The sequence below is a fragment of the Nocardiopsis eucommiae genome (assembly GCF_965344335.1).
GTDB classification, from domain to species: domain Bacteria; phylum Actinomycetota; class Actinomycetes; order Streptosporangiales; family Streptosporangiaceae; genus Nocardiopsis; species Nocardiopsis eucommiae.
This window is the reverse complement of sequence record NZ_CBDRIY010000011.1, coordinates 121,348-143,740: the sequence shown is the minus strand read 5'-3', so window position 1 is coordinate 143,740 and position 22,393 is coordinate 121,348. Positions and strand designations below refer to the sequence as shown.

20 protein-coding genes and 1 pseudogene are annotated in these 22,393 nt (G+C 71.9%); 9 read left to right on the top strand and 12 right to left on the bottom strand.

The window, feature by feature from the left end; all coding sequences use genetic code 11:
* Window positions 1–38: 38 nt before the first annotated feature.
* The gene (locus tag ACRWK8_RS09430; RefSeq protein WP_431869636.1) at window positions 39–1,064 is read right to left on the bottom strand and encodes an acyltransferase domain-containing protein; all 1,026 of its coding nucleotides are present in this window, start codon (window positions 1,062–1,064) and stop codon (window positions 39–41) included.
* Between the two features lie 191 nt (window positions 1,065–1,255).
* Between ACRWK8_RS09430 and ACRWK8_RS09425 the strand changes: the two genes are divergently transcribed.
* Window positions 1,256–2,872 (top strand): AMP-binding protein, encoded by a 1,617-nt coding sequence (locus ACRWK8_RS09425; RefSeq protein ID WP_378736336.1) that lies wholly within the window; start codon window positions 1,256–1,258, stop codon window positions 2,870–2,872.
* Window positions 2,873–3,101: 229 nt separating this feature from the next.
* On the opposite strand, the gene ACRWK8_RS09420 is transcribed toward ACRWK8_RS09425, so the two are convergent.
* Window positions 3,102–3,410 carry a 4a-hydroxytetrahydrobiopterin dehydratase gene (locus tag ACRWK8_RS09420; RefSeq protein ID WP_431869634.1) on the bottom strand — a complete coding sequence of 103 codons (309 nt, stop codon included), beginning with the start codon at window positions 3,408–3,410 and terminating at the stop codon, window positions 3,102–3,104.
* A gap of 611 nt (window positions 3,411–4,021) precedes the next feature.
* On the opposite strand from ACRWK8_RS09420, the gene ACRWK8_RS09415 reads away from it, so the two are divergent.
* The 4 genes from ACRWK8_RS09415 to ACRWK8_RS09400 are packed head-to-tail and all read left to right on the top strand — an operon-like array spanning window position 4,022 to window position 7,839.
* Window positions 4,022–6,436: a sensor histidine kinase gene (locus tag ACRWK8_RS09415; RefSeq protein ID WP_431869632.1), complete on the top strand. Its 2,415-nt coding sequence runs from the start codon at window positions 4,022–4,024 to the stop codon at window positions 6,434–6,436.
* Window positions 6,436–6,888 carry a roadblock/LC7 domain-containing protein gene (locus ACRWK8_RS09410; RefSeq protein WP_431869630.1) on the top strand — a complete coding sequence of 151 codons (453 nt, stop codon included), beginning with the start codon at window positions 6,436–6,438 and terminating at the stop codon, window positions 6,886–6,888. The genes ACRWK8_RS09415 and ACRWK8_RS09410 overlap by 1 nt, the downstream gene beginning before the upstream one ends.
* Window positions 6,885–7,250: a DUF742 domain-containing protein gene (locus tag ACRWK8_RS09405; RefSeq protein WP_378736343.1), complete on the top strand. Its 366-nt coding sequence runs from the start codon at window positions 6,885–6,887 to the stop codon at window positions 7,248–7,250. Before ACRWK8_RS09410 ends, ACRWK8_RS09405 begins: the two co-directional genes overlap by 4 nt.
* A gap of 7 nt (window positions 7,251–7,257) precedes the next feature.
* Window positions 7,258–7,839, top strand: a complete 582-nt coding sequence (locus ACRWK8_RS09400) for a GTP-binding protein (protein ID WP_378736926.1) — start codon at window positions 7,258–7,260, stop codon at window positions 7,837–7,839.
* 153 nt (window positions 7,840–7,992) lie between these two features.
* Here ACRWK8_RS09400 and ACRWK8_RS09395 read toward each other — a convergent pair whose 3' ends face one another.
* Window positions 7,993–9,981: an AfsR/SARP family transcriptional regulator gene (locus tag ACRWK8_RS09395; RefSeq protein ID WP_431869658.1), complete on the bottom strand. Its 1,989-nt coding sequence runs from the start codon at window positions 9,979–9,981 to the stop codon at window positions 7,993–7,995.
* A gap of 236 nt (window positions 9,982–10,217) precedes the next feature.
* Here ACRWK8_RS09395 and ACRWK8_RS09390 point away from each other — a divergent pair, with 236 nt between their 5' ends.
* Window positions 10,218–11,096 (top strand): alpha/beta fold hydrolase, encoded by an 879-nt coding sequence (locus ACRWK8_RS09390; protein ID WP_378736345.1) that lies wholly within the window; start codon window positions 10,218–10,220, stop codon window positions 11,094–11,096.
* Window positions 11,097–11,177: 81 nt separating this feature from the next.
* Here the strand turns inward: ACRWK8_RS09390 and ACRWK8_RS09385 are convergent, their stop codons facing one another.
* The 3 genes from ACRWK8_RS09385 to ACRWK8_RS09375 all read right to left on the bottom strand — a co-directional run bounded on the left by ACRWK8_RS09385 (window position 11,178) and on the right by ACRWK8_RS09375 (window position 14,183).
* Window positions 11,178–11,996, bottom strand: a complete 819-nt coding sequence (locus ACRWK8_RS09385; RefSeq protein WP_431869627.1) for an ABC transporter ATP-binding protein — start codon at window positions 11,994–11,996, stop codon at window positions 11,178–11,180.
* A gap of 61 nt (window positions 11,997–12,057) precedes the next feature.
* Entirely contained in the window at window positions 12,058–13,152 is a 1,095-nt protein-coding gene (locus ACRWK8_RS09380) for a FecCD family ABC transporter permease (RefSeq protein WP_378736349.1), read from the bottom strand.
* Window positions 13,149–14,183, bottom strand: coding sequence for a FecCD family ABC transporter permease (locus tag ACRWK8_RS09375; RefSeq protein ID WP_431869624.1), 1,035 nt, complete (start codon window positions 14,181–14,183; stop codon window positions 13,149–13,151). Before ACRWK8_RS09375 ends, ACRWK8_RS09380 begins: the two co-directional genes overlap by 4 nt.
* Window positions 14,184–14,343: 160 nt before the next feature.
* Here ACRWK8_RS09375 and ACRWK8_RS09370 point away from each other — a divergent pair, with 160 nt between their 5' ends.
* A complete protein-coding gene (locus ACRWK8_RS09370; RefSeq protein WP_431869622.1) occupies window positions 14,344–15,345 on the top strand; it encodes an ABC transporter substrate-binding protein in 1,002 nt (333 codons plus the stop codon).
* Between the two features lie 418 nt (window positions 15,346–15,763).
* Here the strand turns inward: ACRWK8_RS09370 and ACRWK8_RS26580 are convergent, their stop codons facing one another.
* Both ACRWK8_RS26580 and ACRWK8_RS09360 read right to left on the bottom strand, forming a co-directional pair.
* The gene (locus ACRWK8_RS26580; protein WP_488186454.1) at window positions 15,764–16,033 is read right to left on the bottom strand and encodes a hypothetical protein; all 270 of its coding nucleotides are present in this window, start codon (window positions 16,031–16,033) and stop codon (window positions 15,764–15,766) included.
* Between the two features lie 282 nt (window positions 16,034–16,315).
* Window positions 16,316–16,477: a hypothetical protein gene (locus tag ACRWK8_RS09360; RefSeq protein WP_431869660.1), complete on the bottom strand. Its 162-nt coding sequence runs from the start codon at window positions 16,475–16,477 to the stop codon at window positions 16,316–16,318.
* On the opposite strand from ACRWK8_RS09360, the pseudogene ACRWK8_RS09355 reads away from it, so the two are divergent.
* A pseudogene (locus ACRWK8_RS09355) lies at window positions 16,415–17,641 on the top strand (tetratricopeptide repeat protein); the annotation flags it as partial. The gene ACRWK8_RS09360 and the pseudogene ACRWK8_RS09355 sit on opposite strands and share 63 nt — an antisense overlap.
* A gap of 24 nt (window positions 17,642–17,665) precedes the next feature.
* Here ACRWK8_RS09355 and ACRWK8_RS09350 read toward each other — a convergent pair.
* From ACRWK8_RS09350 to ACRWK8_RS09335, 4 genes are all read right to left on the bottom strand, one after another.
* Entirely contained in the window at window positions 17,666–18,433 is a 768-nt protein-coding gene (locus tag ACRWK8_RS09350) for a sulfite exporter TauE/SafE family protein (protein WP_378736355.1), read from the bottom strand.
* 240 nt (window positions 18,434–18,673) lie between these two features.
* On the bottom strand, window positions 18,674–19,318 hold the full coding sequence (locus ACRWK8_RS09345) for an alpha/beta hydrolase (RefSeq protein ID WP_378736357.1): 645 nt from the start codon (window positions 19,316–19,318) through the stop codon (window positions 18,674–18,676).
* On the bottom strand, window positions 19,315–20,265 hold the full coding sequence (locus ACRWK8_RS09340) for a ring-cleaving dioxygenase (protein ID WP_378736359.1): 951 nt from the start codon (window positions 20,263–20,265) through the stop codon (window positions 19,315–19,317). Before ACRWK8_RS09340 ends, ACRWK8_RS09345 begins: the two co-directional genes overlap by 4 nt.
* A gap of 642 nt (window positions 20,266–20,907) precedes the next feature.
* The gene (locus ACRWK8_RS09335) at window positions 20,908–21,405 is read right to left on the bottom strand and encodes a hypothetical protein (RefSeq protein WP_431869619.1); all 498 of its coding nucleotides are present in this window, start codon (window positions 21,403–21,405) and stop codon (window positions 20,908–20,910) included.
* 203 nt (window positions 21,406–21,608) lie between these two features.
* On the opposite strand from ACRWK8_RS09335, the gene ACRWK8_RS09330 reads away from it, so the two are divergent.
* Window positions 21,609–22,385, top strand: coding sequence for a thioesterase family protein (locus tag ACRWK8_RS09330; protein WP_431869617.1), 777 nt, complete (start codon window positions 21,609–21,611; stop codon window positions 22,383–22,385).
* Window positions 22,386–22,393: the final 8 nt, after the last annotated feature.

Sequence of the window (22,393 nt, the reverse complement as noted above, 5' to 3'; positions counted from 1 at the left end):
AGGGCCCGCTCCCAAGCAGGCCCCCACCACTCACGCCATCACGGCAACCGCAACCACCCCGTACACACCCTCAACCCCGCACCCGACTCCAACCGCTCCAACGCCGCCCGCTCCAACCGCGTCCGACGCGGCGCCCGCTCCACATCCACCCGAGGCATCCCGAACACGAACCGGAACACGTCACCCTCCCCGGGCGACCCCTCATCCACCAACGTGAACCTGCGCTGGAACCGCACGATGTTGGACTCCTCCCCCAACACCCGCCCCCACCACGGATCCAACAACCACGACGTGCACGTGGCCACCAACGGATCCAACCCCAACTGCTCCCGCGCGAACGGCCCCGCCAACGCCAACGCCTCACTCACCGCCTCCGGACCCAACCCACCCGAGGGAATGTGCAACCGCAGCACCGGATCACCCGGAGCCGACCCCGCACCCAACGCCGCGGCCTCCTCCTCCGAGTACCAACGCACCGGCCCCTGGTCCCCCAACAACGCCGGCTCCAGCTGCAGACCCCCCACCCAGAACAACCGCCCACGGAACTGCGCCGCCACCCACGCCGCCGTCTCCAGACTCAACCGGCCGAACAACCACCGCGACCGCCGCACCTGCACACCCACATCAGCCAGAGACGCCACCGTCACCGACCGGTCCACCCCCCGCGAACCATGCCGCCGCAGCTGCTCCGGAACCATCGCCACGAACGCCCACAACGACGCCACCCGCACCCGCGCGTCCTCGGCCTCCACCAGCGTCGGCCACGGCCGCCACACCCCCACCGGCACGTCCGCGTCCGCCCACAGCCGCCGGTACATACACCCGACCAGGTGCCACAACTCCTCCGGCCACCGCCCGTCCGCGCCCGGAGCCCCCGGCCACAACGCCTCCACCTCCGCACGGTCGTCATCGGCCAGGACGAACGCGTCCAACACCTCAGCGGCCTCAGCCACCGAAGGAACCCTCAACCCCACCTCCGGCTCCGGCAACGCCTCACAGGCCTCCAACCACTCCCGCACACCAGCGTCGAGCCCGAACCGTTCCACCACACGCGCACTGTCCATGCGCACATCCTGTCGCCCCCACCCACCCCGAGGGAAGAAGACCCCACCCCAAAACACCCCAGAACCACCAAACCGCCCCCGCCCCACCCACCCCCGATGAGACCAGACCCACAACACATCACCACGTGGGCATAGTGTTGTGGTAACCCACCAAGCAACACCACACCCACCGAAAACGAGGAACACCACCGATGTCCGACCCAGCGCAACTCCTGCGCGACTGGATCGCCACCTACGACACCCCCACCACGTCGGTGGCCCACCTCCTCTGCGACCGCCACGACCCCCACACCATCGCCACCACCGAGATCGGCCCCACCCTCGAACCCACCACCCTCACCTACGGCCAACTCCGCGAACGCTCACAGACCCTCGCCACCGGACTCGCCCACCACGGCATCCAGCCCGGCGACCGCATCGCCACCCTCATCCCCAAAGGCATCGACCTCACCATCACCGCCCTCGCCACCTGGCGCCTCGGAGCGGTCCTCGTCCCCCTCCTCTCCTCCTTCGCCCCCTCAGCCATCACCCAACGCCTCACCGACTCCCACACCCGCCTCGTCATCTGCGCCGACGAATACCGCACCAAACTCGACCCCACCCCCCACACACCCACCGACCCCACCTGGAACATCGCCACCACCGGACCACAACCACTCCGCGACGGCGACCACACCCTCACCACCCTCAGCCAACACCCCCCACACACCACCCCCCACACCACCACCGGCGACGGCGACATCGCCACCGTCTACGTCTCCAACCTCATCGGCCCACCCCGAGGCGTCCGCGTCCCCGCCCGCGCCCTCTCCGCCATGCACGCCTACCACCACTTCGGCCTCGGCGTACACGACGACGACGTCTACTGGAACACCGCCGACCCCGGCTCCGCCTACGGCCTCTATCACGGCCTCATCTCCCCCCTCCTGGCCGGACACAACTCCCTCGCCCTGCGCGCCGGATTCTTCGACCCCGAACTCACCCTCGACGTCCTCGGCCTCCACCAGGTCACCAACTTCGCCTCCGACCCCACCACCTTCCGCACCCTGAGGGCCGCCACCAAGACCCTCCCGCCCGAGATCGTCGTCCAACGCCTCGCCAGCGCCGGAGAACCCCTCGCACCCGAGGTCATCGACTGGGCCACCGACCTCTTCGGCGTCCCCGTCCGCGACCACTACGGCCAGACCGAACTCGGCTGGTGCGCCGGACTCCCCAACGGCGACCTCCCCGACCCCGCCACCACCGCGCCCCCCGGAGCCATCGGCCCCGCCCTCCCCGGCTGGGACATCCAGGTCCTCGAAGCCATCACCGACGAACCCGCGCCCCTGGGCGCCTACGGCCGCATCGCCATCGACCGCGACCACAGCCCCCTCGACTGGTTCGACGGCTACCTCGGCTACGAGAACACCGCCGACATCCGCTTCACGCCCGGACGCACCTACCACCTCACCGGCGACACCGGCATCATGGACCGCCAGGGCAACCTGCACTTCTCCACCCGCGACGACGGCGCCATCATCACCCGCAGCTACCGCATCGGCCCCACCGAGGTCGAAGCCGTCCTCAACACCCACCCGGCCGTCGAGGAGAGCGGCGTCTACGCCATCCCCGACGACCTCGCCGGACACCTCGTCGGCGCCCGCATCGTCCTCGCCCCGGGACACACCGGCACCCCCGAACTCGCCGAGGAACTCCGCGCCTGGGTCCGCGCCCGTTTCGCTCCCCACGCCGCGCCCCACAGCGTGGACTTCATCGACGAGCTGCCCCGCACCGCCTCCGGCAAGATGCGCAGAGCCCGCCTACGCTGAACGGCCCGGCGCTCCGGGCCCCTCGCCGCACGGCGCGGCCCGCGCGACGGGTGAGGCACCACAGGAGCCCCGTGGGCCAGGGCAGCGGCCACGCGGGCTCACACGCGTCCCCGCGGCCAAGGGCAGGCAGGGCCGCGCGGTTCCGCCGTGCCGTGCGGGCAAGACATCGGCCGAGGGGAAGTCCGCCCGACCCGAGGGCGCACCCGCCCGTCGTCGCGCACCCGCCCGCTCACTCCTTCAGCCGCGCGGTGCCCTCCACCAACTCGTCCACCCGGGCCGCCAACGCCATGTCCTTCTCGGTGACGCCGCCCTCGTCATGCGTGCTCAGTACCAACAGCACCGTGTCGTATCGGACGTCGATGTCCGGGTGGTGCCCGGCCTGCTCCGCCGCCTGCGCCACCTCGTTCACCAGTGCCACGGCCTCCAGGAATCCCACCAACCGGACCGAACGCCGGATGGTCGCGGCCTCGGAGTCCCACTCCCAGTCCGTCAACCGGCCCAGCCCGTCACGGATCCCTTCCTCGCTCAGAACAGCCATCGCTCCCCCAACGCGCTCAGCACACAACTCTCCTCGCCCCCTACCCACACCTGCCGCACCCACAACACGGCGGCCCCGCCGGGAGCGGAGGAGGGACCGGTGAGCGCCCGCCCCGAACTCACGGATCCGGCTGCCCCCGTCTCCGTTGAGGGCGTGAGCACGGGGACGTCGAGGGCGACGGCCACTCCCCCTCCGTAGGCGACCCCTGACGGAAGGTGCCGGTTTCGGGGCCAATCCGTGTTTGGCCGGAACCGGCCCTGTCCGAGGGCCGGAGAACTCCGCCATGTCGAGCGGGATACGCGCCGGGACGCGGGACACGGCGCAAGCCCGGGTTTCTCGGTGCGGCGTGAGCCGCTCCATTGTGTTCTTGGCTTTGTCTTTCCCTGCAAAGGCGCCGCACCTTTACGTCGTAGATTTACAAGAAGCGGTTCGCCGCCCCTCTGGTAGCCCCACGAGATGACCCGCGTCCTCAGCGTCACAACCGGATCCGGCCACCCCGGAAACCTTGCAAATCCCCCCTCGGAGCGGTTAGCTCTGGGACACCACAGCCCCTCTCCCCCACCCGGTTGACCCCACCGGCCGCGCGCGCCCCTCCCCCCGGAAGCGAGCCCATGCCCGTCGAGAAGCGCTCCTCGCTCCGCGCCCGCATGGTCAGCCTGGTGCTCATCCCCAGCACCGCCCTGCTGGCCCTGTGGGCGGTGCTCAGCACCGTCCTGGCAACCGACATCCGCGACCTGAACGCCACCACCGCCTTCATCGACGAGGTCGGCCAGCCCGTCGTGGACGTGATCACCCATCTCCAGTGGGAGCGGCGCGCCACCATGGCGGCCGCCACCCCCGGGGCCGCACGCGGCACCCTGGACCAGCTCGACGCCGCCCGTGACGCCACCGACCAGAGCGCCCACGACCTCGACCAGGCCCTGAGCCGGTACGGCCGCGGTGACCTGCCCCGGGAGGTCCTCGCTCTCCAGGGACAGCTCAACCTCCTCGATCGCCACCGCACCGAGGTGGTCGACGACCTGGGTCCCGAGGTCGACCCCCTGGAGGTGGCCGCCCAGCCCTACCACCGCATGATCGAGTCGGGGCTGGAGATCTGGGACGCCCAGGTCGACCGGACCGACGTCGCGCTCTCCCCCCACCTGCGTTCGCTCGCGTCCCTGCTGCGCTCACGCGAGTACCTCAGCCAGCAGGACGCCGTCCTCACCCACTCCGTCGCCACTGGCTCCTTCACCTCCGAGGCCCACACCCGGTTCGCGTCCGCCGCGGGCGCCCAGCGCCACACCTGGACCCAGGTGGAGTCCGCCACCGGAAGCCAGCGCAGCCAGGACTACACCGAGCTCAACGGCTCCTCGCAGAAACGTGCCGTGTACAGCCTCCAGGACATCGTCATCGGCAACCCCGGAGGCCCCGACACCCGCGTCCCGGTCGAGCCCCGCAGCTGGAGCGAGGCCACCGGGGACCTGGACGAGCGCCTGCGCGCGGTCGAGCGCGCACGCATGGCGCAGATCGTCGAGACGGGGCACGCCCACGCGCGGGAGCTGCTCCTGGGCGTGCTGCTCGTGAGCGTCCTCGCCCTGGCCGTGGCCCTGGCCTCGGTCGTGGTGGCGGTGACCGGTTCGCAGCGTCTGGGGCGTCGCCTCCAGGACCTGCGCACGCACACCCTGCACCACGCCCGGTTCCGGCTGCCTCAGGTGAGCGCGCGGCTGCGCGCGGGCGAGAGTGTGGACGTGGACGCGGAGGCGCCCCGACTGAGGGGCGGGCCCCGTGACGAGCTCGGGCAGGTGGCCGAGGCGTTCGACGACGCGCAGCGGGCCGCGGTGGTGGCGGCGGTGGAGGAGGCCCAGGTGCGTGCGGGGGTGCGCAACGTGTTCCGCAACATCACGCGGCGCACGCAGTCGTTGGTGCACCGTCAGCTCTCGCTGTTGGACCGGTTGGAGCGGACCGAGACCGACCCCCAGGTCCTGGAGTCGCTGTTTCGGATCGACCACTTCAGTACGCAGATGCGCCGCAACGCGGAGAACCTGATGCTGCTCAGCGGTGATCGCCCCTCCCGTCGTGGGGGCGGGTCGGTGGGGTTGCACGAGGCCGTGCGTGCCGCCGCCAGCGAGATCGAGGACTACGCCCGGGTCCGGGTCCTGGCGCTGCCCCGGGTGTCGCTGTCCGGCGAGGCGGGATCGGATCTGGTGCGCTTGGTCGCGGAGCTGCTGGAGAACGCGGCGTCGTTCTCGCCCCCGGGGACGGAGGTGTCCGTGAGCGGTCGGACGTTGGAGGACGGCGACTGCCTGGTGGAGGTCGAGGACGAGGGGTTGGGCATGACCGTGGGTCAGCTGGAGTCGGCCAACGCGTTGCTGGCCGAGCCGCCCCGGTTCGACCTGGCGCGGATGCGGGAGGACTCGCAGCTGGGGTTGTTCGTGGTCGCCACCATCGCGTCGCGGCACGGGTTCGTGGTCGAGCTGCGGGCCTCGCCGTACCAGGGCACGCGGGCGCTGGTACGCCTTCCGGAGCGGGTGCTGGTGGCGCGCGACGGTTCTACCGGACCGATGCGCGGTGTGGGGGTGGTGGGCCGCGGGAGCGGCGGGGACGCCGTGGCGGGTCCCGGGAGCGGTGACGCGCTGGCGGGCGCGGGGCCGGTCTCCCCCGTCTCCGTGACGCCGAACGCCGGTGCTCCGGCGCTGGACCGGCGGGTGCGCCCCGGCGCCCGGGACGGCGGCGACCAGGCAGGCGGGGACGTGCCGCCGGTCCCCTCCCCCGCGACGGGTGGGACCTACATGGGGCTGCCCGTGCGTCGGCGCCGTAGGGAGTCCCCTCCCCCGGCGCCGGGAGTGGCGGAGGTCGGGGACGACGGTGGGGCCGTCTCCCGCGGTGCCGGGGCCACCGGGGGGCAGCGTTCGCTGTCGGAGATCAGGTCCATGATGAGCTCCTTCCAGGCTGGCACGGAACGCGGACGCGCGGAGTCCTCCGGTGCCGGTTTGGCGGAGGGTGCGCCCAAGCAGGGGTCGCGCCACGGTGAGAGTGCGGAAGGGTGATGTCGGTGTCGGCTGGGACCACGGCTGAGGGTCGGAACGGCGTGGACGGGGCGTCCGCGGGGCAGAGGCTGGACTGGTTGATGGGTGACCTGGTGGAGCGGGTGGCGGGGGCGCGTCAGGCGCTGTTGTTGTCGGCGGACGGGTTGCCGTTGTCGTGTTCGGCGGGGGTGGGGCGGGAGGAGGGTGAGCGGCTGGCGGCGATCGCGTCGGGGTTCGCGAGCCTGGCTCGGGGTGCGCGTTCCCAGGTGGGCGCGGCCGAGGTGCGCCAGTGCGTGGTGGAGATGGACAACGTGTTCTTCTTCGTGCTGCCCGCCGGGCAGGGGGCTCAGCTGGCGTTGGTGGCCGACGTCTCGTGCGACATGGGGCAGGCGGCGTTCGAGGTGAACCGTCTGGTGCGGCAGGTGGGTCCGTACCTGTCGGCGCTGCCCCGGAGGCGGGGAGGTGAGGGATGAGTCCGGCTCCTGCGGAGGAGGGGTGGTCGGCTGAGTCGAGTCTGATTCGCCCGTACTCGTTGACGGGGGGTCGCACGCGTCCCTCGCGGTCGGACTTCTCGATGACTTCGCAGGTGGTGGTCTCGTCGGTGGAGCGGCGGGAGGTGGACCCGGAGTTGGAGCTGATCCTGTCGCTGTGTGTGCGGCCGGTGTCGGTGGCGGAGGTGGCTTCGCGCTCGGGGTTCGCGTTGGGGGTGTTGCGGGTCCTGTTGGCGGATCTGTTGGATCAGGGTCTGGTGGTGGTGCACACCTCGGACTGGGAGAGGCAGCGGCCGGACGCGCGGACGTTGCGTTCCGTCCTGGAACGCATCCGGGAGTTGTGAGGTGTTGATGGAGGGCTCGGTGGCCCAGGGTGGTCCCGTTCCGGACACGTTGAAGATCGTGGTCGCGGGTGGTTTCGGGGCGGGCAAGACGACGCTGGTCTCGGCGTTGAGTGAGGTGGAGTCGTTGCACACCGAGGAGGTGATGACCTCCGAGAGCGTGGGTGTGGACGATCTGGACGGCGTGGAGGGCAAGACCACCACGACGGTGGCGTTGGACTTCGGTCGGATCACGTTGGACGGGTCGACGGTCGTGTACCTGTTCGGGACTCCGGGTCAGCGGCGGTTCTCGTTCATGTGGGAGGAGTTGGCGCAGGGGGCGTTGGGGGCGGTGGTGCTGGCGGACACGCGCCGGTTGGCCGATTCCTTCGACGCGATCGACTTCTTCGAGTCGCGGGGGGTGCCGTTCGTGGTGGCGGTGAACTGTTTCGACGGTCAGCGCACGCACCGGGCGGAGGACGTGCGGGTGGCGTTGGACGTGGCGGACGGTGTTCCGGTGTTGTTGTGTGACGCGCGTGAGCGGGAGTCGGTCAAGGAGGTCGTGGTGGAGCTGGTGTCGTTGGTGTTGCGTCTGGAGTTGTCGGGGACCTAGCCGGGTGGCGGGGATCTGGCTCCGTCCCGGTCAGGGGTTCGGGGGCTCCCGCGCCGTGTGCTTCGACTTCGACCTTCAAGTCCAGGGTTGAGGGTTGTGGTGTCCAGCCCCGGGGATGCCGCCAAGAAGACCCAAATGCCTTTTATGTCGGGATCAGGTGTCCAGGGCGCGGTGGAGGGAGTCCAGGTGATCGGCGACCGGGCCCAGGGTGAGCATGCCGGTCTGGGCTCCAGCCCCCTCCGCGACGGCCGGGGTGAGCGCCGTGAGCGCCCGGCGCATCGCGGTCCGGTCCCCCAGCGCCACGGCGGCACGGGCCACCAGCGCCCACCGGGCCTCCAGCAGGAGGTCGCGCGGCGGCTCCGGCAGGCGCGCCAGTGCGGCGGCGGCCTCGTCGTACCGGTGCCGGGCGAGCAGCACGTGGGGGCGCGTCCAGGGCTCGTGGGGGCCGTAGTCGACACCGTCGTCCGTGGGGGCGGGCATGCCGTGTCGTAGACGCAGGCACAGCAGTGCCAGGGGTTGCCACCCGTGTTCGAGTCCGGGCATGCCCGCTCCCCGCAGCGAGGACGCGGCCTCGCGCAGGGCGGTGTACGCGTCCTCGAAAAGGGTCTCGGGGTCGGCGGCGGCGCGCAGCGCCCGGTACCACCCCACGAAGACCCCGGTCAGCGGGCGTTCGTGCCGCTCCCCCAGTTCCCGCGCGGCCCGCGCGTGCTGGTCGGCTCCCGCCCAGTCGGACAGCGCGGCGAGGGACTGGAGCCGGATCAGGTGGCCCAGGATCCGGAAGGTGACCAGGTCGTGCCGTGTGGCCAGGGTGACGAGCTCGGCACCCAGGGCGTCCCGCTCGGGTGCCAGACCGGTCCGGTGGAAGGTCTGCATGTAGCGGGCGTTCAGGGCGAAGGCCAGCAGGGTGGGGTCGCCCAAGTCACGGGCGATCCGTTCGGCCTCGGCCGCGGCCTGCGGACCTCGTGCGCCACGGGTGCCGCGCGACTCCAGCGCGACGGTGGCCGACAGCCGTGCGCGGGCGCCCTCGTGACCGGTGTCGGGGAGCGCCGCCAGGGTGCGCTCGGCCGCCGCGACCACCCGGGCGGACCGTTCGGGGTCGTCCACCCGCGTCCAGTTCGCGGGAACGTCGTAGGCGCCGATCACCCGTGCCGTGAGGAGGGGGTCTCCGAGCTCCTCGGCGGCGGTGACGGCGGCCAGGCGTTGCGCCCGGGCGGTCCGGAGCCCTTCGGGGCCGGTGACGGCGAGGTCCCGCAGCAGGTTGACGGTGGATTCGAGCCGGACCCGCGCCCCGGGGGTGACGCGCTGGTAGGCGTCGGCCGCCTGGTTCCACAGCTGGTCCCCGGGGGTGGTGCCCTCGCCGGGGCGCGGCCCGGCGGGGTCGAGGTCGAGGAGGGAGTCCTGGCGCAGGATGTCCCGTTCCAGACGGCGCAGGGCGGGGCCCGGATCCACGCCCAGCCGCTCCACGAGCAGGGACCGGGCCCGACGCAGGACGGCCAGCGCGTCCCCCTGGCGACCGGTGCGGTACAGGGCCAGGGCGAGCAGGCGCCAGGCGTCCTCCCGCCAGGGGTGTTCGGCCACGTGGGCGTCCAGGTCGGGAACGGCCCGGGCGGCCTGCCCCAGGTCCAGCCGGACCCGGGCGAGGTGTTCGAGGGCGCCCAGCCGTAGTTCGGTCAGACGGGCGCGTTCGGCTCGGGCCCAGGGGGCTTCGGGGAAGTCGGCGTAGGCGGATCCGCGCCAGGGGTCCAGGGCCCGCTGGAGGAGGGGCAGGGCCCCCTCCGGAGGGAGGGCGGCGGCGCGTTGGAGGCGGTCCTCGAACACCCAGGCGTCGACGGAGTTCGGGGCGGCGTCGAGGGCGTAGCCGGGGCCGCGCGTGGTCAGCAGGGCGGCGGCGGTGCGCGGCGGGCGGTCGGGTTCCAGGGCGCGGCGCAGCGCGGCGACGAAGGTGCGCACGGCGCTGGTTGCCCCGGCGGGCGGAGCGCCCTCCCACAGGTCGTCGACGAGGAGCTCCACGGGCACGACGCGGCGTCGGGCGATGACCAGCCGGGCCAGGACGGCGCGGTGACGTGGCCCGCGCAGGGCGAGCTCGTCTCCGGCCCCGTCCCAGGCGGTGACGGGGCCGAGCACCCCGAAGCTGACCCGCACCGGCACCCCCCGTTCATCGTGTGCGTCGTGGTCAACGTACCGGCTGGTCAGCGGTGCGGTGGTCCGGCGCCCGGGGACCGTGGCCGGGGTGGCGGTCGTGACGGTGGCGCCGTGGTCGGCCGACGTCGCGCGTGAGCGGTCCGTAGCGAGGCCCCGGGCCGGGCGTTCACTCATCCGTTGCTCATCGGGGGGCGACAGGCTGGTGGTGTCCGAAGGAACGAGTGAGAGGCGGACGCATGGCTCCGGTCATCGAAGGATTCGAGTACGAGCGGGTGCGGGTGGCCCCCGAGGTGTCGCTGCACGTGGCGGTCGGGGGGTCGGGGCCGCCCCTGGTGCTGCTCCACGGGTTCCCGCAGACCCACCTGATGTGGCGGCACGTGGCCGCCGACCTGGCGGCCGACCACACCGTGATCTGCCCCGACCTGCGCGGCTACGGCGACAGCGACAAGCCCCTGGCGACCGGGCCCGAGGTCTACTCCAAGCGGACCATGGGCGCGGACGTGGTCGAGCTGGCCCGGGCCCTGGGACACGAGCGGTTCGCACTGGCCGGGCACGACCGCGGAGCGCTGGTGGCGGTGCGCACCGGCCTCGACCACCCCGGAGCGGTCACGCACCTGGCCAGCCTGGACGTGCTGCCGACCCTGGACATGTGGGAGGCGTTGCACGGGGTGCGGGGCGCGGTCGGCTTCCACCTCTACCTGATGGCCCAGCCTCCGGGGCTGCCCGAGCGGATGATCTCCGCCAGCGCGGAGGAGTTCTTCGGGTACTTCCTGGACGCGTGGGCCACCGAGCCGGGGGCCCTCCCCGAGGAGGTGCGCCGGGCCTACCTGGACGCCAGCGCCGGGGCGGTGGACTCGATCGTGGCCGACTACCGCGCCTCGGCCGGGATCGACGTCGAACACGACGAGGCCGACCGTGCCGCAGGGCGGCGCCTGGAGATGCCGGTGACGGTGCTCCAGCAGGACTGGGGCGCGGCCCTGGGCTACGACGCCGCCGCCCTGTGGGGCGCGTGGGCCGGCGACCTGCGGCACGCCACGGTGGACAGCGGGCACTTCATGGCCGAACAGGATCCGGCCGGGGTGGTGGCCGAGCTGAGGAGCCTGCTGGGACGCTGAGCGGAGTCGGCCCGGCCCCCGGTACGTCCCGGGTGAGGGGGATCTGCGGCCCCTCGCCCGGCGGGGCGGGCCGCAGGCCGCTCAGCGGTGGTCGCGGCCCCTGCCCCGGCGGTCGACCGGGACGATCATCGGGGTGTGGGTCTCGGGGTCGGGGATGATGCGCACCGGCAGCCCGAAGACCTTCTCCACCAGGTCGGCGGTGACCACCGTCGCGGGGTCGCCCTCGGCCACGATCTCACCGTCCTTCATCACGATCAGGTGGGTGGCGTAGCGGCAGGCGTGGTTGAGGTCGTGCAGGACCGCGACCAGCGTGTGCCCCTGCTCGGCGTGCAGGTCGGCGCACAGGTCGAGCATGTCCATCTGGTGGGCGATGTCCAGGTACGTGGTGGGCTCGTCCAGCAGCAGCAAGGGGGTCTGCTGGGCCAGGACCATGGCCAGCCACACCCGCTGGCGCTGGCCGCCGGAGAGTTCGTCCACGGACCGGTCGGCCAGCGCTTCGACGCCGGTGGCGGTCATCGCCTCGGTGACCACGGCCTCGTCCTGCGCCGACCACTGGCGCAGGAAGCTCTGGTGCGGGAAGCGTCCCCGGGCCACGAGGTCGGCCACACCGATGCCGTCCGGGGCGATCGACGACTGCGGCAGCAGGCCCAGACGGCGCGCGACCTCCTTGGCCGGGTAGGAGCTGATCACCTGGCCGTCCAGGAGCACGTTGCCCCGCGCCGGCCTGAGCGTGCGCGACAGGGCCCGCAGCAGGGTGGACTTGCCGCACGCGTTGGGTCCCACGATGACCGTGAAGGAGTTGTCGGGGATACGCACGGCCAGGTCGCGGGAGATGACGCGCTGGTCGTAGGACAGGGTGAGGTCCTGGCCCGAGAGGCGGTTGCTGGCGTCGTCGGTCATCGTTCTCTTTCGGGTGGGGCTGTGCGGTGGGCTGCTCGGAACGGGCGGGGCGCGCGGGCGGTCAGGCCCGGCCTCCGCGCCATTCGGTGTAGAGCAGCCAGATGAGGTAGCTGCCGCCGATGACGGCGGTGACGACTCCCACGGGCAGCTGGGTGGGGGCCATCAGGCGCAGGGCGACGAGGTCGGCCAGGACGAGCAGCGTGGCGCCCATGAGCGCGGCCCCGACCAGGGTGGTGCCTCCGGTGCGGGTCAGGCGCCGGGCCAGCTGGGGCGCGGCCAGGGCCACGAACCCGATCGGGCCCGCCACGGCGATGGCCGCGCCGGTCAGGGCGCTGGCGGCGGCCAGGGCGATGATCTGGGTGGACTGCGCGTTCACGCCCAGGCCCCGGGCGGTGTCCTCGCCCAGTTCCAGGAAGCGCAGGCGCTGTCCGACGGCGAAAATGATCGGGGCCAGCACGGCCAGGCCGATCCACACCGCCGCCGTCTCGCTCCACCCACGGCCGTTGAGGCTGCCGATCATCCAGATCTGCGCGCCCAGCGCGTCGGTGAGGTCGGCGCGGGTCATGAGGTAGTCGCGTACCGAGGCGAGCATGGCGCTGATGCCGATGCCGACCAGGACCAGCCGGTACCCCTGGACCCCGTTCTTCATCGCCAGCAGGTAGACCACCCCGGCGGTGATCAGTCCGCCAGCGATCGCCCCCAGGGAGACCACGAGCCGACCGGCGCCCAGGACGAGGATGGCGGCCACGGCGCCGGTGGCCGCGCCGGAGGTGAACCCGATGATGTCGGGGCTGCCCAGGGCGTTGCGGGACAGGCTCTGGAAGACGGCTCCGGCGATACCCAGGGCGGCGCCCACACCGATCGCGGTCAGGGCCCGGGGCAGGCGCACGCCCTGCACGAAGAACACGTCCAGGCGTTCGCCGTACCCCAGCAGGGCGGAGGGCACCGCCGAGAGCGGGATCTCGTAGTCGCCGACCGCGACCGACACCACCAGGGTCGCCAGGGTGACGGCGATCAGCGCCAGGCTGATCACGAGGGTGCGCGGGCGCACCAGGAAGGAGATCCGGCCGCCACGCGAGCGCCAGGCGTGGGTTCCGCGCGGGGTGAGGCGCGCGGACGCGTCGGTGCGCGGGCGCGATGTCAGGGTGTCACTCACAGCTGGGCCATCCTTCTGCTACGGACCAGGGCGATGAACAGGGGCGCGCCGACGAGTGCGGTGATGATGCCGACCTCCAGTTCGGAGCTGGGCAGGATGACGCGACCGACGGTGTCGGCGGCGGTGAGCAGGACCGCGCCCAGGACCGCCGCGTAGGGCAGCAGCCAGCGCTGGTCGGGGCCGGTGATCACGCGGGCGGCGTGGGGGATGATCAGGCCCACGAACCAGATGGGACCGGCGGCGGCGGTGGCGGCGCCGCACAGCAGGATGACGCCCACGGCCGTTCCGGCGCGGATCAGGGGGATCCTGGCGCCCAGGGTGGCGGCCAGGTCGTCGCCCAGGGCCATCGCGTTCAGCGAGGGGCCCAGGGCCAGGGTGACCAGGATACCGACGACCAGGAAGGGAGCGACCTGGAGGAAGAGGTCGAGGTCGCGCCCGGTCAGGGACCCGACCTGCCAGAACCGGATGCGGTCGAACACGAAGTCGTTGAGCACGATGACGCCGTAGATGATCCCCTGGAGGACGGCGGCCAGCGCCGTCCCGGCCAGGGCCAGGCGCACGGGGGTGGCGCTGGCGCGACCGCGTGAGCCCAGGGCGTAGACGGCAATCGCCGCCAGGGCCGCGCCGAGGAAGGCGGGCCAGACCAGGGCGGAGCCGCTGGCGCCGAACACGAAGACGGCCACGACCACGGCCGCGGCGGCGCCGGAGTTGACGCCGAGGATGCCGGGTTCGGCCAGGGGGTTGCGGGTCAGGGCCTGCATGAGGGCCCCGGCGAGGCCGAGGGCGGCGCCGACGAAGATCCCGATGATGGTGCGGGGGACGCGCAGGGTGCGGATCACGTCGTGGTCGTAGGATCCGTCGTAGGCGGTCAGGGCGGCCCACACGTCGGCGGCGGGGATGGGTTTGGCCCCGACGGTGATGCTCAGGAGCGCGCACAGGGCGAGGACGCCCAGGGCGGCCAGGAGGCCGATGGGGCGGATGACGCGTCTGGTGAGGGTGGGGCGCGTTGGCGCGGTCGCGCGCAGGGCCACGGGTTCCCCGTTCGTCTTACTGGGTGCTGGTGGTTCGTGGTGAGGCTCGCCCGTGGTGGAACCGGCGGAGCGTCGCGGAGGTCCTGGTCGGAATCGACCAGAACCCACCCAGACAGGTTAGCCTTACCTACATCACGTTCGCACGGAAGGGTCCCCTCAGATGCCCGAACCCACCCGCCCGCTCCGCCCCCTGAGCGTGTTCGCCCTGGCCGGAACCCTGGCGTTGACCGCCTGCGGCACCGGGGGCGGGAGCCCCGCCGAAGGAGACACCCGGACGGTCCAGGCGGCCAACGGCACCGTGGAGATCCCCGACTCCCCCGAGCGGATCGCCGTGCTGTGGCGCCCCACCCTCGCGGCCCTCACCCTTTTGGGCCACGACGCGGTCGGCACCATGGGCACCCCCGGCGAGCCCGACCAGGGGCTCGCTCCCTTCCTACCCGATGACGTGGACGGCGCCGAACTGACCCTGGTCACCAGTTCGCCAGTCGAGGACGACGTCAACGTCGAGGAGCTGGCCACGGCGGCGCCCGACCTCATCATCGGGGTGAGCACGCCCAACGGCACCCAGGCGGGGATGCTGGACACTCTGGAGGCGATCGCGCCCACGGTGCTGCTGGAGTGGGAGGGCACCGGTTCCTGGCGCGGCCACCTGGAGGAGGTCGCCCGGATCCTGGACTCCGAGGAGGAGGCCGAGGAGGTGGTGGGCGCCTACGACACCGCGGTCGAGCGGGCCCGCGCCGACCTGGCCGGGGCCGGGGTGGACCCGGCCGGGACCGAGCTGTCCCTGGTGCGGTTGCAGAGCGACACCGAGATCCGCCTGGAGACCCCGGAGTCGTTCCCGGGGCAGGTCGTGGCGGATCTGGGCTTCGCCCGCCCCGACTCCCAGCTGGAGGGCGAGGGTGACACCGACTTCGTCCCGCACAGCTACGAGAACCTGGACCGGGCCGACGGCGACGCGGTGTTCGTCCTGGCCGGTTCCGGCTACCCGGACGCCCCCAGTACCTTCTCCGACGGACTGTGGGCCAGCCTGGGCGCGGTCCAGGAGGAGCGGGTGTACCGGGTGGACCACGACTTCTGGGGCTCGGCCAACTACCACGGCGCCCACCGGATCATCGAGGACGTCACCGCCGCCCTGACCGGAGAGGTCTCCCCCGCCGTGTAGTTCCGCGAGGCCGAGGCGATGGTTCGTGGCATTCTGGAACGGTCGGAGCCGCCCCACCCCCGGAGCCCCCTTGATCCCTGACCGTCCCCCCGTCGAGGTGAGCGATAATCACGCCGGGCGCGACGTCATCGCCGTGCAGAACGTCTACGAGACGAGCGCGAGTGTGCCCCGGGCACCGCGCGCGCTGCCCTCCCGTCCGTTCGGGTTCACCGGCCGCGAACGGGAACTATCCGAACTGGAGAGTACGCTCACCCCGGTGGCCGGGGAGGACGACCGGCCGCGAACGTTCGCCGTCTCCGGCATGGGCGGGGTCGGCAAGACCACCCTGTCGGTCGCCTTCGGCCATCGCGTGGTGGGTGAGGGGAAGCCCTTCGTGGGCTCGCTCTACCTCGACCTGCTCAGCTACTCTCCCGGTGTCTCACCGCTCTCCCCCGGCCAGGCGCTGGACCAACTCCTGCGCGCGCTCGGCCTCTCCCCGGAAGACCTGCCAGACACCGTCGAGGAGAAGGGCGTCCGGTACCGGTCCGCGCTGGCCCAGACCGAGGAACGGGCGGGCCGCCCCTTGCTGGTGGTGGTCGACAACGCCGCCACTACCGCACAGGTGCTCCCGCTCCTTCCCGGAGAGGGCGGCTCCCGCCTGTTGGTGACATCCCGCCGCAGGCTGCACAGCCTGACCGGTGTTCGCCACTTGAGCCTGGCTCCTCTGGGCCGGGGCGAAGGTGCTGAGCTCCTGGCGAACACCCTGCGTGCAGCTGAGCCCGAGGACCCCCGAGCCCTCCTTACGGAGGACCTCGACCGATTGTCCGAAGCATGTGCCGAGCTGCCTCTGGCGCTGCGGATCGCTGGCTCCATGCTGGTCCGCTCCCAACGGCTGACCCCGGCTGCTCTGGCGGACCGCCTGGCGCCCGGTACCCGGGTCGCGCGGCTCAGGGACGACCGGGACAACCTGGGGATCCTGTTCGACCTGTCCCTACGAGAGTTGACGACCGAGCAGGCGCGGGTCTTCACCCTCATTGCCCAGGCGCCCGGCCCGGACCTGTCCACCGAGGCGGCTCGGGTCCTCACCACCATGGGAGAGGAGGAACTGCTCGACGTCTTGGAGGTCCTCGCCGAGGCCCACCTGATCACGCACGACCCAGGAACCGACCGCTGGACCATGCACGACCTGCTCGCGGAACACGGTACAGCGGGCGCTTCGGCGTATCCGAATCTACGGTCGGAGGCCCTGGGCAGGCTCCTGACGTTCTATGCGTCGACCGCCGAGGAGGCGTACCAGACCGGGTACGAGGCCTCCGATCAGCGACCGGGCTCGTTCTCGGGCTGGGGGGACTCCCGGGGATGGTTGAACGACGAGCAGTCCAACCTCATCGCTGCAGCCCGGGTGGCACTGTCCCACGGATGGGGGCACTTCACACTAGCGCTGGCCTCCTCCCTTGAGCACCATCTGATATCGGAGCGCTTCCTCACGGAGAACCTGGAACTTCAGACACTGGGCCTCCAGGCTGCCAGGGACGCGGGGGTCCCTGGCACCATCGTGTCCGCCGAGGTCCGTGTCGGAACGGCTCTGGTCACCCACCGTCGCTTCGCGGAGGCAAGACCTCCCCTGGAAGACGCCCTGGAGTACCTCCGGGAAGCCGGGGATCCCCGACGAACCGTCGCCTGCCTGGTCTCGCTCGCGCGCTCGTTGCAGGGCCTCCTGCTCGTGGATCAGGCCCGGGAGCGGCTCGAGCAGGCGATCTCCCTCTCCCGGCTCCACGGGCTCGGTACCTTCGAGGCCCATGTCCTGCACGAGATCGGAGTCCTGGCCCTGGCGCAGAAGGACTTCGTCCGGGCGATCAGCCGCTTTCAGCAGGCACACTCACACCCCGACGCCGCGCGGACCCCCACTGCGGCGGCCCAGAGGCTTGTCAACCTCGGCACGGCCATGAGCCAGCACGGTCGGACGCGCGAGGCAGCGGACGTGCTGCACGAGGCCCTCGGGATCTGGCTGGAGATGGGGCACCCCCCAGGTGAGGCCACCACGCGTACCCGGTTGGGTGACAACCTGCTGGAGTCCGGTGAATACGAACGGGGCCGTGCCCTGCTCACTGAGGTCCTTCCCCTGATGTCTGAGGTCGGGGACCCTCACATGGAGGCTTCCGCGCGGAACAACCTGGCTTTCGCACTCATGAAACTGGGGCGCTTCCCGGAGGCCGAGCCACACCTGCGACGGTCGGTCACGCTCTTCCGGCGCGTGGGGGACTCCCAAGCGGAGGAGGACGCCCGGAACAATCTCGCAGCGGCCCTGGCCGAACAGGGCCGAAGCAGGTCCGGGCGGGGGTCAGGCGAAGACGTCCCAGGCCATCCGGGCGAGCAGGGCGAGCACCACGACGAGCAGCACCGCGCGGACGAACCCCGACCCCCGCTGGAGGGCCATGCGGGCGCCGACCTGGGCGCCCAGGATCGTGCAGACCGCCAGCCCCAGGCCGAGCAGCCAGTCCACGTGGCCGCCGAGCCCGAAGACCACCAGGGCGCCGAGGTTCGTGCACACGTTGACGATCTTGGCCGAGGCGGAGGCCTGGAGGAAGTCCAGGCCGAGTACCGCGGTGAAGGCGATGATCAGGAACACGCCCGTACCGGGACCGATGATGCCGTCGTAGAAGCTCACGCCGAGCCCGGCCAGCGCCAGGACGGCCAGGATCCGGTTGCGGGTGCGCAGCGCCGGGTCGGGTGAGGTGCCCATGGCGGGTCGGAAGACCACCATCAGGGCCACCCCGGCCAGCACGACCATGATGATCGGTTTGAGCACGTCGGCGGTGAGCGCGGTGGCCAGGGCGGCGCCCAGCCCCGAACCCAGCAGGGCGAGCCCCGCGGTGGGGACCACGACCCGGCGGTCGATGCGCACCTTGCGGGCGTAGGCGATGGCGGCGGAGGTCGTGCCGAAGACCGCGCCGAGCTTGTTGGTGCCCAGCAGCGTGGCCAGGGGCGTGTTGGGGGCGGCGACCATGAGGGCGGGGAGCAGGAGCAGACCGCCGCCCCCGACGACGGCGTCGATCCACCCCGCGGCGACGGCGGCGAGCAACAGCAGCCCGAGGATCTCGGGGTCCATCACCGGATCTGCGCGGTGTGAGAGAGGATCATCGGTGGTCTTCCGTGACGAGGAACGGGGCGCGAGCCAATCTAGCCACCGATGTGTACCGCTTCGTCACGCACCCGGAGCGTTGATCCCCTTACATGGAGAAACGACTGCTGGGCGTGGATCCACCGTGGTGTGGAGGGAAGCGGTGACGCCCGGGTTCAGGGAGCGCCACCGCCGCGCGGCGGGGACCCGAGGGGCGGGTCCCCGGGTTCAGAACCCCGCGCGGGCGAACCAGTCCCCGGCGTCGGCCAGCACCTGGGCGGGGAGCTGGTGTCCCCCGGGGTGCTCCCGGACCAGGACCCGCGCGCCCCGCTCCTCCAGCTGGGAGGCGAGCAGCCGGGACTGGTCGACGGTGGTGATGGGGTCGGCCACTCCGTTGCCGAGGAACACGCGCGTGCCCGACAGGTCCACCGGACCGGGCTCACGTCCCTGAAGGGGGGCGCCGCCCGCGAACAGCGCCGCGCCCGCGAACAGCCCGGGGTGGAGCAGCAGCAGACCCGCACCTGTGTTGGCCCCGTTCGAGAAACCGCTCACCACGATCCGCCCGGGATCCAGGTCGTAGGCGGCGGTGGCGGCCCTGACGAAGCCGGCCAGCTCGGCGGTGCGCTCGATGAGGTCCTCGACGTCGAAGACGCCCTCCCGCAACCGCCGAAACCAGCGGTTCATGCCGTTCTCGTCGACCTTGCCGCGCGGGGAGAGCAGCGCGGCGCCGGGCGCCAGGGCGCGGCCCAGGGGCAGCAGGTCGTGTTCGTCGGCGCCGGTCCCGTGCAGGAGCAGCAGGGTCGGCCGGTCCGGCGCGGTCGCGGGCTCGAAGACGTGGACGAAGTCCTCGACCGAGGTCGCGGGGGTGGTCACTGGTCGACCTCCACGCGCGGCAGGCGGGCGGCGATCTGCTCGTGGTTGGGTTCCAGCCACGGCGGCAGCTTCAGCGAGCGGCCCAGTTCCAGGAGCGGTTCGTCGTAGTCGAATCCGGGTCCGTCGGTGGCGATCTCCAGGAGCACGCCGCCGGGCTCACGGAAGTAGATCGAGGTGAAGTACGTGCGGTCGCGAATCTCGGTGACCCCGACGCCGTCGTCCTCCAGACGTTGGCGCCAGGACTCCTGGACGGGGGTGTCCGGGGCGCGGTAGGCCACATGGTGGACGGTTCCGGCGGCGACCATGCCGCGTTCGGCCCTGGGGTCGGCCAGGACGTCCACGATGGTGCCGACGCCCTCGCCGGTGTCGTTGGTCCGGAACCGCATCCGGTCGCCGTTCTCGCTGTGCAGGTGGAAACCGAGCTGGTCACCGAGCATCAGGGCGGTGGCGTCCGCGTCGTGTTCGGTCAGGGTGACGGCGCGGATGCCCCGGATGGCGTGGTCGACGGGGACCGCTCCCCCGTCCCAGGGGTCGGTGTCGTGGTGGTCGGCACTGGCCGCCAGTTCGATGAGGAGGCCGTCCGGGTCACGCAGGGTGAGGACGTCCTCCTCGTCGCGTTCACTCGGGCGGGAGGTGGGGACGTTCAGCGCGGCCAGGTGGTCGGCCCACCAGCCCAGTGAGCCCTCGGGCACGGAGAAGGTCGTGGTGGTGGCCTGACCGGCCCCGATCCTTCCCTTGGGCGCGTCGGGCCAGGGGAAGAAGGTCATGATGGTGCCCGGGTTGCCCGCGCGGTCACCGTAGTAGAAGTGGTAGGTCTCGGGAGCGTCGAAGTTGACCGTCCTCTTGACCATGCGCATGCCCAGCGCGTTCAGGTAGAAGTCGGCGTTGGCCTGGGGGTCGCTCGCGATCGCGGTCACGTGGTGGATCCCCGAGGGGCGCACGTCCATGTCCCTCACCCTTTCTCGTCCGGCTGGCCACAACAAGTTGAATCTTAAACTATCTCCGCGCGGCTGTCTCCCCTATCCGTTCCCCGGAAGGGCGGCCCGCCCCTCCATCGCCGGGCAAAGGAACGTTCGGGGCCGGGGAGCGGTCCCCTCGGGCCCGGGGCCGCGACCAGGCGGAACGGGTTCGGGAATTCCCCCCGGGAACGGGTCCGACGGTCGGGCAGACCTCCCCAACCCTCGAATGCGGCGCATTCCGTGACGTTCCGGAGCGGCCCTTCCCGTCCGTGTGCTCCACGGTTACGGTGTCCTCATGAGCACGAGCGACCCCACCCGTATCCTCCCCTCGGGGATCTGCCGCCGCGGACATCACGAATGGCGTCACGACCCACCGGGGGGCAGGCGTCTGGTGTGCGCCCGCTGCAAGTCCATGAGCATGAACAACTTCGGTGCCCCGTGCCGGGCCGACTGCACGGACTGCGAGCGCGTCGCGGTCCCGGCGGTGGGAGCTCAGTAGTTCCGGGTCCGGATGGCTCCGCAGTTCGAGCACTGCTCGGTCCCACCGTTGGGCCCCGAAGTCCAGTCGTGATCGCACCTCGGCATGGATCCTCCTCGTCTCCCGGGAGGACCTACCCCGACCGGGGGGCGTCAGTACGCGGTGGTCTCCCGCACCACCGCGCCGGACAGCAGCCTGTCGCAGACGGCCCGCCAGCCGACGTGGCCCTTGACCAGCACGTGCCCCTCGGGTGGCCGGAAGCCGTCGAGCATCCGATCCAGGTCCGTGTCGGTGAAGCCCGCGAACTCCCGCACCCGCAGGATGGGCATCGCGTACCCCACCTCGCGCCCGCCCCTGGCCAGGTACTCCTCCACCAGGGTTCCCTCGCCCGGACTCGCACGCTCGGCGATCCGCGCGAGTTCCCGGGGCGATCCCTCGATCGGCGTCCCCAGGTCGATCACCGCGCACAGCCGGGGCTCGGGCCCGGTGAGGTAGACGAACCACTGGGCCGGCGCGCCGGTGGGGAACCGGCGCCGGAACTCGTGGGTCTTCCCACCGCTCCACATCCGCTCGTACCACTGGGCGTCGAGGCTCATCACCACCGGCACCGGGGAGAGCTCGGGGAGACCGAACAACGACTCGTGAACCATCGGCTACCTCACGATCGCAGGGACGAGTGGGGCCACAGTAACCACTCAGATCCCCGCTCGCAGGCGCTTGCCCAAGTTCTCACCTTCGCGGAGACCGTCGGCCCGCACCCCGGGGACGCCCGCAAGGCGCCTCCCGTGACGGGGCGGGTGGGGGCGGTGGTGGATGATGCTGGAGGCACGAACCCGTCGTACAGGAGAGCACCTTGGGCCGGAACGCGTACTTCGTCCGGGTGGGCACGGACCGCTACCTGCCCACCGCGCACGTCAGTGGCGCCTGGAACACCTCCGAACAGCACTTCAGCCCCCTGGGAGGGCTGGTCACCCACGTGATCGAGTCCCACTCGGCCGGGAGGGGGCTGCTGCTCTCCCGGATCTCCTTCGACATCCTGGGCAGACTCCCGATGGTCGAGTGCCGTACGGAGGTCGAGACGCTCCGGCCGGGGCGCACCATCGAACTGGTGGAGGCCCGCGTGTACGCCGAGGACCGCGTGCTGGTGCGGGCCCGGGCCTGGCTCCTCGCCCCCGGGGACACCCGGGAGGTCGCGGGCGGGGCCGCCGCGCCGCTGCCCGCCCCGGAGGGCCTCCAGCAGAGGCGGATGAGCTCGCTCTGGCCGGGCGGCTACATCGCCTCGTTGGACGTCCGGCCGGTCGGGGAACCCGAGCGTGGCCGCGGGACCGCCTGGCTCACCACCGACGTGGAGCTGGTCGAGGGTGAGAAGGCCGGTCCGGTCGCCTCCTACGTGACCCTGGTGGACACCGCGAACGGCGTCGCCGTACGGCAGGCGCCCACGGAGTGGATGTTCCCCAACGTGGACCTCACCGTGCACCTGCACCGCCAGCCCGAGGGCCCCTGGGTGGGGCTGGACACCCGGGTGGTGTTCGGGCCCACCGGTCTGGGTCTGACCAGCACGGTCCTGCACGACCGGCTCGGTGAGGTCGGGACCGCCGAACAGTGCCTCACGGTGCGCCCCCTGACCTGAGGCGGGCC

What these genes read in the sequence shown, in the direction of transcription:
- ACRWK8_RS09405 (WP_378736343.1), top strand. Translation starts at nt 6,885, where the DNA reads ATGAGTCCGGCTCCTGCGGAGGAGGGGTGGTCGGCTGAGTCGAGTCTG.
- ACRWK8_RS09390 (WP_378736345.1), top strand. Translation starts at nt 10,218, where the DNA reads ATGGCTCCGGTCATCGAAGGATTCGAGTACGAGCGGGTGCGGGTGGCC.
- ACRWK8_RS09370 (WP_431869622.1), top strand. Translation starts at nt 14,344, where the DNA reads ATGCCCGAACCCACCCGCCCGCTCCGCCCCCTGAGCGTGTTCGCCCTG.
- ACRWK8_RS09335 (WP_431869619.1), bottom strand. Translation starts at nt 21,405, where the DNA reads ATGGTTCACGAGTCGTTGTTCGGTCTCCCCGAGCTCTCCCCGGTGCCG.
- ACRWK8_RS09425 (WP_378736336.1), top strand. Translation starts at nt 1,256, where the DNA reads ATGTCCGACCCAGCGCAACTCCTGCGCGACTGGATCGCCACCTACGAC.
- ACRWK8_RS09340 (WP_378736359.1), bottom strand. Translation starts at nt 20,265, where the DNA reads ATGGACGTGCGCCCCTCGGGGATCCACCACGTGACCGCGATCGCGAGC.
- ACRWK8_RS09410 (WP_431869630.1), top strand. Translation starts at nt 6,436, where the DNA reads ATGTCGGTGTCGGCTGGGACCACGGCTGAGGGTCGGAACGGCGTGGAC.
- ACRWK8_RS09415 (WP_431869632.1), top strand. Translation starts at nt 4,022, where the DNA reads ATGCCCGTCGAGAAGCGCTCCTCGCTCCGCGCCCGCATGGTCAGCCTG.
- ACRWK8_RS09420 (WP_431869634.1), bottom strand. Translation starts at nt 3,410, where the DNA reads ATGGCTGTTCTGAGCGAGGAAGGGATCCGTGACGGGCTGGGCCGGTTG.
- ACRWK8_RS09350 (WP_378736355.1), bottom strand. Translation starts at nt 18,433, where the DNA reads ATGGACCCCGAGATCCTCGGGCTGCTGTTGCTCGCCGCCGTCGCCGCG.
- ACRWK8_RS09400 (WP_378736926.1), top strand. Translation starts at nt 7,258, where the DNA reads ATGGAGGGCTCGGTGGCCCAGGGTGGTCCCGTTCCGGACACGTTGAAG.
- ACRWK8_RS09430 (WP_431869636.1), bottom strand. Translation starts at nt 1,064, where the DNA reads ATGGACAGTGCGCGTGTGGTGGAACGGTTCGGGCTCGACGCTGGTGTG.
- ACRWK8_RS09385 (WP_431869627.1), bottom strand. Translation starts at nt 11,996, where the DNA reads ATGACCGACGACGCCAGCAACCGCCTCTCGGGCCAGGACCTCACCCTG.